At 43.6% G+C, this 11,496-nt stretch carries 10 protein-coding genes; 2 read left to right on the top strand and 8 right to left on the bottom strand.

The window, feature by feature from the left end; genetic code table 11:
- Nucleotides 1-233: 233 nt before the first annotated feature.
- The 8 genes from ICC18_RS19195 to dnaA all read right to left on the bottom strand — a co-directional run bounded on the left by ICC18_RS19195 (nt 234) and on the right by dnaA (nt 10,223).
- Complete coding sequence (locus ICC18_RS19195) at nt 234-1,295, bottom strand: HD-GYP domain-containing protein (RefSeq protein ID WP_188176035.1); 1,062 nt, start codon at nt 1,293-1,295, stop codon at nt 234-236.
- An 85-nt stretch (nt 1,296-1,380) separates the two neighbouring features.
- On the bottom strand, nt 1,381-3,861 hold the full coding sequence (gene gyrA, locus ICC18_RS19190; RefSeq protein ID WP_188176034.1) for a DNA gyrase subunit A: 2,481 nt from the start codon (nt 3,859-3,861) through the stop codon (nt 1,381-1,383).
- Nucleotides 3,862-3,912: 51 nt separating this feature from the next.
- On the bottom strand, nt 3,913-5,829 hold the full coding sequence (gene gyrB / locus ICC18_RS19185; protein WP_188176033.1) for a DNA topoisomerase (ATP-hydrolyzing) subunit B: 1,917 nt from the start codon (nt 5,827-5,829) through the stop codon (nt 3,913-3,915).
- Between the two features lie 36 nt (nt 5,830-5,865).
- Entirely contained in the window at nt 5,866-6,114 is a 249-nt protein-coding gene (remB, locus tag ICC18_RS19180; RefSeq protein WP_188176032.1) for an extracellular matrix regulator RemB, read from the bottom strand.
- 5 nt (nt 6,115-6,119) lie between these two features.
- A complete protein-coding gene (gene recF, locus ICC18_RS19175; protein ID WP_188176031.1) occupies nt 6,120-7,238 on the bottom strand; it encodes a DNA replication/repair protein RecF in 1,119 nt (372 codons plus the stop codon).
- Nucleotides 7,239-7,266: 28 nt separating this feature from the next.
- On the bottom strand, nt 7,267-7,482 hold the full coding sequence (gene yaaA, locus ICC18_RS19170) for a S4 domain-containing protein YaaA (RefSeq protein ID WP_188176030.1): 216 nt from the start codon (nt 7,480-7,482) through the stop codon (nt 7,267-7,269).
- 54 nt (nt 7,483-7,536) lie between these two features.
- Nucleotides 7,537-8,679, bottom strand: a complete 1,143-nt coding sequence (gene dnaN, locus ICC18_RS19165; RefSeq protein ID WP_188176029.1) for a DNA polymerase III subunit beta — start codon at nt 8,677-8,679, stop codon at nt 7,537-7,539.
- 179 nt (nt 8,680-8,858) lie between these two features.
- Nucleotides 8,859-10,223, bottom strand: coding sequence for a chromosomal replication initiator protein DnaA (dnaA, locus tag ICC18_RS19160; RefSeq protein WP_188176028.1), 1,365 nt, complete (start codon nt 10,221-10,223; stop codon nt 8,859-8,861).
- A 628-nt stretch (nt 10,224-10,851) separates the two neighbouring features.
- Here dnaA and rpmH point away from each other — a divergent pair.
- Both rpmH and rnpA read left to right on the top strand, forming a co-directional pair.
- Nucleotides 10,852-10,986: a 50S ribosomal protein L34 gene (gene rpmH, locus ICC18_RS19155; RefSeq protein WP_163947939.1), complete on the top strand. Its 135-nt coding sequence runs from the start codon at nt 10,852-10,854 to the stop codon at nt 10,984-10,986.
- 135 nt (nt 10,987-11,121) lie between these two features.
- Entirely contained in the window at nt 11,122-11,481 is a 360-nt protein-coding gene (gene rnpA, locus ICC18_RS19150; protein WP_188176027.1) for a ribonuclease P protein component, read from the top strand.
- The last annotated feature ends 15 nt before the right edge of the window (nt 11,482-11,496 follow it).

Below are 11,496 nucleotides of genomic sequence, written 5' to 3'. Positions count from 1 at the left end.
TTCTTTCGTTTTTTAACCTCGCCACCCCTCAAAGGCGACTTAATTAATATATCACATTTGCCTACTCGATTGCAAGAACTTTTTTTAATTTCTTTTGTTCTTTCGTTCGGCTCCGAAGTGACAAAGAGTAATATACCAAAACTTAAAACGGATTGCAAGATTTTTTCGATAGTTTTCAAAAATAAATAGAAACCCCTTAAAAGAAGGAGTTTCTCGTCTTACGTATATTTAAATCACCCGAGTACATCCTGAATAAATAAACTTCTTTCTATAGCTAGATTAATAATAGTTCCGTTCACATTGACCCAAGGACGGGTAGGGTGTGCCCGATCCGAGAAAACAATCTCCCCGACTCGATTGTCACTTAGCTTTACAAGAGTTCCATTGCTGATCTGTGTTGACTTGTTAATGAATACTTGCACAAGAGTAGGATCCACTTTTCCAAACGATTCGGTGAACAACTGTTCCAACACTAGATAAGGGGATACTGCCGTCTTATAGAATCGGTCATTCGTCATGGCATGATAGATGTCGGCTATGGCAACAATTTTTGCATACAAATGAATCTTATCGCCTTTCACACCGAGTGGATATCCAGAGCCATCTTCACGTTCATGATGCTGAAGGGCGCTTAGTTTCACTCCTTCATTAATGGCTGGAATGTTTTTTAAAATTTGATAGCCCATTAACGTATGCTGCTTGACCTCATCCATTTCTGAGACCGTTAGCGGTTTCTTTTTTTCCAAAATGGCATAGTCTATTTTAGCTGTACCAATATCGTGCAGAAGACCGGCTAATGCGATCTGCATTAAGTCTTTTTGAGGGAGTCCGTGCCATCTGGCTAAAGAATAGGATGTCAAACTTACCATAATGCTTTTATGATAAATGTAATCTTGAAGATTTGTATTTTTGGGTAAAAAAGTGAGTACTTGATAGGTATCAATATGTTGAATGAGTGCTTCCAATCTGGTACGAATATCTAAGATTGGGAGTGGCTGTCCCCCGTTAGCAAGACGGAAAATACGTTTTAGCAGGGTCAATATGTTCTGATACTCTTCATAAAAAGGAAGTCGTGCGGAGCTTTCTGCAAGCTTCGTCTCCTCCAATTTTGCTTCAGGCTCTTCACCAGCTTTAGATTCGATAAAGACAGATGGAATCAGAAAAGCTTTCAAGATATCAATATCTCTCTCTGTTAACACCTTTCCTTTGTTGAAAAGTGTATTGCCAAGCTTCGTTAGCACATTGTCGCCAAGCTTTTCCCCATATTTTAATTGAGTAACGGCTACTGTCGGCACAAATATTCACTCACCTTACTTGTTTCGTATACTTCATATTGTAAAGTAAAAGGGATGGGTTTGTAAGCCCCATCCCAACATTTTATCATTCTGTGCTTTCGTTTTCTTCCCATTCGCCGTCTTCGTCATTATCGTTTTGCTCTTCACTCTTCTGAACACGTGCGAGCGTACCGACTTCGTCATCTTCACGAATATTGATCAATTTAACGCCTTGCGTATTTCGACCCATCATGGAGATTCCGCCCATACTCGTACGAATAACAGTACCCGATGCCGTGATGATCATCAGATCTTCATCTTCTTGAACGACTTTAAGTCCGACGATTGGACCATTCTTTTCGGTCACATTCAAGGTTTTTATTCCTTTACCGCCGCGGGATTGAATCCGGTATTCAGAAACTGGCGTCCGTTTACCGAAACCTTTGGATGTTACGATCAGAACGCTGTTATCTTCATGAACAACGTCCATATCGATCACGGTATCCTCTTCATCCAAATGAATACCTTTAACCCCGGTTGCGGATCTACCCATCGAGCGTACATCCTGCTCCGGGAAGTGAATGGACATACCGAGCTTGGTTCCCATAATGATACCTTGGTTACCGTCTGTCAGCTTGACACCGATTAGATCATCGTCATCGCGCAGGTTAATGGCAATTAAGCCGCCTTTACGAATGTTAGAGTAATCATCGATTGGTGTTTTCTTCACAATCCCTTGCTTTGTAGCGAAAAAGAGGTATTGTTCGGTTTCAAAGCTTTCGACAGGAATAACCGCGTTGATCGTTTCGCCTTGCTCTATTTGAATCAAGTTAATGATCGGCGTTCCTCGAGCTGTTCGGCTAAGATCAGGAATCTCGTAAGCCTTCAGACGATACACTTTTCCTTTGTTCGTAAAGAACATCAGGTAATGATGCGTATTCGTTACGAACAAATGTTCGACAAAGTCATTATCCTTCGTATCCATGCCCACAACACCGCGTCCTCCGCGCTTTTGGCTGCGGTACGTAGTGACTGGCAGGCGCTTGATATAGCCAGTATGCGTAATCGTGATAACGACATCTTCACGAGGAATAAGGTCTTCATCTTCGATGCTTTCCTCACCAATCGTAATCTCGGAACGTCTGTCATCTCCGAATTTATCTTTGATTTCTTTTAATTCTTCGCTAATGATCGCAAGAATTAACTGCTCATCAGCTAAAATGGCTTTATACTCGGCGATTTTCTTCATCAGCTCCGCGTACTCGGCCTCGATCTTCTCACGCTCTAAACCAGTCAATCGCTGCAAGCGCATATCGAGAATCGCTTGAGCTTGATCAAGACTGAGATTGAAGGTACTCATGAGACCTTCTCTAGCCTCATCCGTTGTTTGAGAAGCACGAATCAATGCGATGACTTGATCCAGATGGTCAAGTGCGATACGCAAACCTTCCAAGATGTGAGCTCTTGCTTCCGCTTTGCGTAGATCATACTCGGTTCTGCGGCGGATCACTTCTTGCTGATGCTTGAGATAGTAGTGCAGCATCTCACGCAAATTAAGAACTCTTGGCTCACCGTTCACCAATGCCAGCATAATAATACCGAAATTAGACTGCATCGCCGTTTGTTTGAACAAGTTGTTCAGAACAACGTTCGGATTCACGTCACGACGGAGTTCGATAACAATACGCATGCCGTTACGGTCGGATTCGTCACGAAGATCGGTAATACCCTCGATTTTCTTCTCGCGAACGAGCTCGGCAATTTTCTCAATTAATCTAGCTTTATTAACCTGATAGGGGAGTTCATTGACAATAATTCTAGCTTTATTGTTATTCTCCTCAATCATGGTTCTGGCACGCATCGTCACTGAGCCTCTGCCTGTTGAATAGGCTTGTCTGATCCCTTCGCGGCCGAGAATATAACCGGCTGTCGGGAAGTCAGGCCCTTTGATAGCTTGCATTAGCTCAAGGGGCGTAACATCCGGATTCTCAATCAGCATCTGGATGCCATCGATGACCTCGCGCAGATTATGTGGAGGGATATTGGTTGCCATCCCTACCGCAATACCTGAGCTTCCGTTCACCAGCAAATTCGGAAAACGGGAAGGAAGGACGACTGGCTCTTGCTCTTCACCATCATAGTTAGGCGCATAATCAATCGTCTCTTTATTGATATCGCGAAGGAGCTCCATCGCAATTTTGGACAAACGCGCTTCCGTATAACGCATGGCCGCGGCCATATCACCATCGATGGACCCAAAGTTACCATGTCCATCAACGAGCATATAACGCAAAGAGAAATCCTGCGCCATACGAACCATCGTTTCATAAACGGCGCTGTCACCGTGCGGATGGTATTTACCGATGACTTCGCCGACGATTCTGGCCGACTTCTTGTATGGTTTATCTGGTGACATGCCCAGCTCGGACATCGCAAACAAGATACGTCGATGAACCGGCTTCAGGCCGTCTCTTACATCGGGCAGTGCACGACTGACGATGATACTCATCGCATAATCCAAGAAGGAGGTGCGCATTTCCGTACCGATATCAATCTCTTTGACTTGCGAATGTAATTCTTCGCTCATGGTTGTTCCTCCTGAAAGCTTGCATCGTAGGCAACGCCTAAAACGTCGAATTTAGAAATCCAAGTTTTTCACGTATTTCGCATGTTCTTCGATAAAATCTCTTCGCGGTTCCACGTTATCGCCCATCAATGCATCAAAAATGGAGTCCGCTTCAATCGCGTCTTCAATCGTTACTTGCAAGAGCGTACGGCTTTCCGGATCCATCGTTGTTTCCCATAGCTGCTCCGGATTCATTTCGCCCAAACCTTTGTATCGTTGTACATTCACTTTCACGCTATCACCGAATTCCTGCATGATCGCTTCTCTTTGTTTTTCGTTATAAGCATAGCGAACGGTTTTATTGCGTTCCAGCTTGAATAGTGGCGGTTGGGCAATATAGACATAGCCGACTTCGATTAGTTTTTTCATATATCTGTAAAAGAAGGTAAGGAGCAGCGTACGAATATGTGCACCGTCGACGTCGGCATCGGTCATGATGATAATTTTGTGATAACGAGCCTTGGCAATGTCAAAATCATCGCTAATCCCGGTGCCAAAGGCCGTAATCATGGCGCGAATCTCCGTATTGGACAAAATGCGATCCAATCTCGCTTTCTCTACGTTCAAAATTTTACCGCGCAGCGGGAGAATAGCCTGGAAATGGCGATCCCGTCCTTGCTTAGCCGATCCGCCGGCAGAATCACCCTCTACGATGTAAATCTCACTGATGGCAGCATCCTTGGACGAACAGTCTGCCAGTTTACCAGGCAAAGAGCTGACTTCCAAAGCACTCTTACGGCGAGTAAGCTCTCTCGCTTTGCGTGCAGCTTCCCGGGCTCTGGCGGCTTGAACCCCTTTTTCAATGATTTTTTTGGCAATTGCAGGATTCTCATCCATGAATTCCTGGAGTTTTTCTGCAAATAATGATTCAACGATACCACGTACCTCGCTGTTGCCGAGCTTCGTTTTCGTTTGCCCTTCAAATTGCGGTTCCGGAATTTTCACAGAGATGATTGCAGCTAATCCTTCACGCACATCATCACCGGAAAGGTTGGAATCGCTCTCTTTGATCGAGTTGGATTTACGCGCGTATTCATTCAAAATCCGAGTTAATGCACTCTTAAAGCCGGATTCGTGAGTTCCGCCTTCATGCGTGTTAATGTTATTCGCAAACGAGTAGATATTTTCTGTATAGCTATCGTTGTACTGCAGCGCGATCTCGATCGATATATTATCCTTCGAACCTTCGACATAGATTGGCGTCTGGTTGACAGCTTCGCGATTGCGGTTCAAATACTCGACAAAAGAAATAATACCGCCTTCATACATGAATGTATTGGAAGTATCCGTACGTTCGTCAACAAGGTTGATTTCAATTCCTTTATTCAAGAAAGCAAGCTCACGGATCCTCGATTGGAGAATATCGTAATCGTATTCGGTCGTCTCTTTGAAGATTTCCGGGTCCGGCTGGAATGTAACCGTGGTACCGGTATCTTCCGTCTCACCGACGACTTTTACATCGTATTGGGGTGTACCGCGGCGGTATTCCTGCTGATAAATTTTACCCTCACGCTTAACCTGTACGGTTACCAATTCGGAAAGTGCATTCACAACGGAGATACCTACGCCATGAAGACCGCCGGATACTTTATATCCGGATTCATCGCCACCGAACTTACCGCCGGCATGAAGAACTGTAAGAACGACTTCAAGCGTAGGCCGTTGCAGTTTGGCGTTCATCCCGACTGGAATTCCCCGCCCGTTATCAATGACGGTGATGCTGTTGTTTTTGTGAACAATGACGTCGATCTTCGTACAAAATCCAGCCAAAGCCTCGTCAATACTATTATCGACAACTTCCCACACGAGATGATGAAGGCCGCGGGAACTGGTCGAACCTATATACATACCCGGCCGTTTACGAACAGCCTCTAATCCTTCCAGTACCTGAATCTGATTCTCATCATAGGCATTTTGATTCACAGACATGTTATGCTTCACCTGCTTTTTTATAGTCAAAACCGGTTAGTTCGTTAACAATTGGTGCGCTCTTTTCTTAAGCGTTGTAGAGGAAATAGGTGAGTAATAAACCTTGTTTTGCGTAACGACTAGCGATTTGCATTCTTCTTCTCCGATATGCTCTATCTTTTTGTCTTTTGCAGCTTGCTGAATAAACTGTTTCGATATTTTGGAAGACTTCTCTACCGAGATGTCAAAAATAGCAATCAGTTCGGAAGCTCTTATAATTTTTTCGCCGCCCAAATGGATAAACATGTTCTTCAGCTCCTGCCGCTTACATTTCCTTTCAAAACATGGAACACGGAAGCATGATCCAGCTGGTCCAAATGGACGCTCTCCAGACCTGTCGTCGTAATAAACGTTTGCACTTTTTGTTGGAATGTACGAATCAATTGCGTCTGTCTGTATTCATCGAGTTCGGAGAGCACATCGTCCAGCAGCAGGAGAGGGTACTCTCCAACTTCTTCGTGAATCAGTTCGATCTCGGCGAGCTTCAGCGATAGCGCCGTTGTCCGCTGTTGTCCTTGTGAACCAAACGTTTGCACTTCTTTTTCGTTGATGTAAAAAAGTAGATCGTCGCGATGAGGGCCTACCAAAGTGACGCCTCTTCGGAATTCCTGCTCTTTGACCTGTGTTAACTTTATCATAAATTGCTCTAATAAAACAGATTCATCTTCAAACTGCCCCATGTCAAAAGAGGGAGCATAGCGAATCCGGAGCTCCTCACTATCATTTGTGATCCCTCTATGGATCGATTCCGCCCATTGTTGGAGTTTCTTAATAAAGCTTTGACGTTTTTTCATAATTTTAACACCATACTGGGCTAATTGTTCATTCCATATGTCCAGCATAGCGTCAGGTGAACCTTTTCCGGGGAATGATTGTTTTAAATAATTGTTCCGCTGCAGCAATATTTTTTGATATTGGGACAAATCATAGAGATAGGAGGGCTGAACCTGACCGATCTCCATATCGAGAAACCGTCTTCTGACGCCAGGGGTTCCTTTGACGATTTCGAGATCCTCCGGCGCAAACATGACCACGTTGAGCGCGCCGATAAAATTGCTTAGTTTCTTTTGCTCAAGTCCATTGATCTTGGCTTTTTTCCCTTTGGTAGAGATGGCGAGATCCAACTTGCAGTTCCCATAACGTTTATTAATTTCTGCATGCAGCTGCGTCTGCTCACCGTTCCAGCCGATCAATTCCTTATCCTGATGCGTTCGATGCGATCTAGTCATAGCCATAACATAGATCGATTCTAGCAAGTTCGTTTTGCCTTGTGCATTAGGCCCGACAAATATGTTGACATTGCTGTCTGTGGTCAACTCAATCTGCTCGTAGTTCCTGTAGTGACTAAGCGCTAGCTTCGTTAAAAACATGGGCCATCCTCCTGGGGGCTTGATCCTATCAGGAGCTAACCACTTCAAATTGTCCGAAACCCTCTACGCTCACCACATCGCGCGGTACCAGTTTTCGTCCTCGGCGGTTTTCAGCTTGCCCGTTTACTTCTATTTTTTCTTCTTTCACAAAAAATTTAGCTTGTCCACCTGTAGATATACAGTCCGCCAGCTTTAAAAACTGCCCCAGCGTAATGTATTCGGTGTTTATCGCGATTTGTTTCATCGGCGTTAACTCCTATAAGTTTTTCACCAGAAAACTGGCGTTGGAAGCAAATGCTTAGCTGGTCGTACGGTATGGCAGAATCAACTGAATGATGTTCGACGTATCTTCCGGTTTCATGATGATCGGCTGCATGGCACCCGTAAATCCGATGTGGATAAAGTCTGAATCCAATACTTTCAGGGCGTCGAGCATATATTTTGAGTTAAAAGAAATTCGCAGCAATTCGCCTTTAATGCTTTGCAGGTCAATTTGTTCCGTTACTTTTCCTAACTCTGAGGAGCTGGAGGAAATCTCGATAGTTTGATCCTCATGCATAACCATTTTGACAATGTTCGTTTTATCTTCTCTGGAGAGGAGGTAGGCGCGGTCGATCGCTTCGGCAAGTTCTTTGGTTGGAACGACCATTTCCGTTTGATAGGACTGCGGAATAAGCTTCGAAGTATCCGGATAAGTGCCGTCCAAGATACGAGAATAAAAAAGAATCGAATGAATTTTGAATAAAACCTGGTTGTCCGAAATAACGATATCTATAAGGGAATTTTGATCCGGCAAAATTTTGCTTAATTCATTCAGCGTGCGGCCGGAGATGACGATATTTTGCAGGTTTTGTGTCGAATCATTATCGATTGTTACTTCTCTGCTGGCTAGGCGATGGCGGTCACAGCCGATAAATTTCAGTTTGTTACCGGAAATGTTCCACAGAACGCCTGTCAAAATCGGTGTTGATTCATTCGTGGAAACCGCATAGGATGTCTGTTTAATCATCGTTTTGAGCAGATCACTGGGAAGGCGAATCATTTTGCTTTCTTCAATTTCCGGAAGAAGCGGATACTCATCAGGATCAAGGCCCATGATTTGAATTTCGGAAGATCCGGAACGTATCGTCGTTTGGAAATGTTGACCGACTTCAATTTCAATGTTTTGAGAAGGTAATTTTCGTATGATCTCCACAAAAAACTTAGCAGGAAGAACAACACTGCCAGCTTGAATCAGATCGATAATTTTAATGTTTCCATTTTCCGTTGGCGTAAAGCTTTGAATGGAAATATCGGTATCGCTGGCTGTGAGCGTTACACCGCTTAATGTTGCATCTATTTTGATCCCCGTGAGAATAGGAATGGTTGTACGACTGGATATTGCTTTGGAAACGTGACCAATGGATTCGATCAAATGGTCCTTAAGAATGGTTAATTTCATGATTTCACTCCTGTGGTTCTTTTTTTCGATGCGTAAGCATATTCATTTTATAATAACATTTTTTATTAGTAATAGCAGTAGGGGCGCTGGATATGTGGATATGTGGATGAATCCTTCAAAAATCAAGCCTATCCACATGTGAATAGATTGTGCATAGGCTTATCGTTATTGAAGAGTTATCAAGATGGGTTTTTGATGCGTTCGGTTAGATTATGAATAATCTTATATAGTTCCTGATCGTTTTTTAACGACTCGGTTATTTTCTCATGGGCATGAATGACTGTCGTATGATCCCGTCCGCCGAAATTCTCGCCTATCTTCGGCAGCGAAAAGTCGGTGAGCTCACGAGACAGGTACATCGCGACTTGTCTTGGGAAAGCTACAGCTTTCGTTCGCTTGCGTGCTTTGAAATCTTCCAGTTTCAATCCATAGAACTCGCCTACGCGCTGCTGAATATCCTGAATCGTGATCACTTTGGGCCTGCTGGAAGGAATAATATCCTTCAGCGCTTCGGCCGTCAGATGGACGCTAATATCTTGATTGATAAGCGATGAATAAGCGACGACTCGTATAAGTGCGCCCTCTAATTCACGGATGTTCGTGTCGATCTGATTTGCTATGTAAATCATAGCTTCATTCGGGATTTCGAGATTCTCCGCTTTTGCTTTTTTGCGTAAAATGGCGATTCTCGTCTCCAGATCCGGCGGTTGGATATCGGTAATTAACCCCCATTCAAATCTGGAGCGCAAACGATCCTCCAATGTTGGAATTTCTTTGGGAGGGCGATCACTGGAAATAATAATTTGTTTGCCTTCTTCATGCAGCGCGTTAAATGTATGGAAAAATTCCTCCTGCGTACCTTCTTTACCAGCGAGGAACTGAATATCGTCGATGAGCAGTACATCAATCGTTCTATATTTATTACGAAATCCTTCACCACGGTTATCACGGACCGCATTAATGAATTCATTCGTGAATTTCTCGGATGAAATATATAAAACACGCGCTTCAGGGTTATGTTCCAACACATAATGGCCAATCGCATGCATTAAGTGCGTTTTGCCTAATCCGACTCCTCCGTAGAGAAATAGGGGATTATAAGCTTTAGCCGGTGCTTCCGCTACAGCAAGTGACGCGGCATGGGCAAACCGGTTGCCGGAGCCGATGACGAACGTGTCGAATGTGTATCTGGCGTTCATCATATTCGTAAAATTCTCTTCGCCAGCGACGATCGCCGGGCCTTTGGGCGGAATGACGGGTTGCGCGGCGGCAGCCGATTGAGACTTCTGTTCGTCCGTTTCGATCGTGAACTTTACTTCGACATGTTTGCCTGTAAAGTCGTAGATCGTTCCTTCGATGAGTTTGGTATAACGGCTCTCGAGCCATTCCCTAGCAAAATTGTTGGGCGCACAAATAACAACCGTAGAATCGGTAAATACCGTCGCTTTGGTTGATTTTAGCCATGTATCGAAGCTGGGTTTGCTGAGTTTGGTTTGTATGATCGTTAAAACTTGCTGCCATAAGTCAGTAGAATGGCCATCCACAATATTTCACTCCTTTAAAATTCGAACATGTGGCGAAAGGCCAGCAAAGAAAGCTCTGTGTATAAACCCTTATCGCAGTAAATCGAAGGTGAGCGACCGCGGTAAGCGGTTGGTTTAGACGCCAATCAGAACTTCTTTCTTTCCGCTTAGCACGGAAAAGCACTGGAAGTCTGATTTGGTCAAAATAACACGGCTTTTGTCGATTTATCCACATTATTAAGGATCGGTTGAAATGACTTATTCTTAAAGAGGGAAAATTGTTCACAATGTTATCCACAGGCTGTTGATAAATCGGAGGATAGTTGGGGTATATCCACAACAGAAACATTATCATCTTATCAAAAGATTACTTGTTAATCAACGGAATGTTTGATATTATCCACAATCTCCATAAGTTGTGCATATGTTTTATTCACACCACAAGATATTGTTGATATTTTGTTAATTTTCGACAAGGTTCTCTTTTGGCTGCGGTAAAATTATACACAGGTTATTCTTTTACGATTGAATTTCCAAAAATGCTTAGTCCCTCTGCGTGCTTGCATAGGTTGACTTTCGGTCGCGAAAATGATTTAATGGGTAAAGAAATTTAGTAGGATGGATATCCTCATGCAGGGAGGTGCTATAGATGGGTCCGACGTTTAACCCGAATACGAGAAAGCGTAAGAAAAATCATGGTTTCCGTAAAAGAATGAGCACGAAGAACGGCCGTAAAGTGCTGAGCGCTCGTCGTCTTAAAGGAAGAAAAGTTCTTAGCGCATAAAGAGAGGCTCCGAAAGGGGCTTTTTTTTGTGCTTATAGAAGGGGAAGTTTGAATCCTGCTCTTTCTGTTAATGATGTTAAGATGAACCATTCGTAATATATACTTGGATGTAACCTGTCTGGAGCGTACATACTTGTGGAAAAAACATATAGATTGGCCAAGAGGGAAGATTTCAATAAAGTATACCGGTATGGAAAATCGATGGCGAACCATCAATTTGTTCTGTATTATTTGGCGCAGCCGAAATTGGAACAATTCCGCCTAGGCATATCGGTTAGCAAAAAAGTTGGCAATGCAGTTGTCAGGAACCGGCTTCGCCGGATGATCAAAGAAATTATTAGATTGAATAAAGACCGCATGACTGATCACTATGACTACATATTAATTGCAAGAAAACCCGCCGCAGACATGGATTATGCACAGATGGAGAAGAGCATTTTTCACGTTATTCGCAAAGCTTCTTTAAATAAAAGAAACGAGCTGATAAAAAAGTAGCGAATTATTTCCTTG

The sequence above is a fragment of the Paenibacillus sedimenti genome (assembly GCF_014534655.1).
Lineage (GTDB): Bacteria > Bacillota > Bacilli > Paenibacillales > NBRC-103111 > Paenibacillus_E > Paenibacillus_E sedimenti.
Note: the sequence above shows the minus strand (reverse complement) of the source record. Positions and strands in the feature narration are given on the sequence as shown.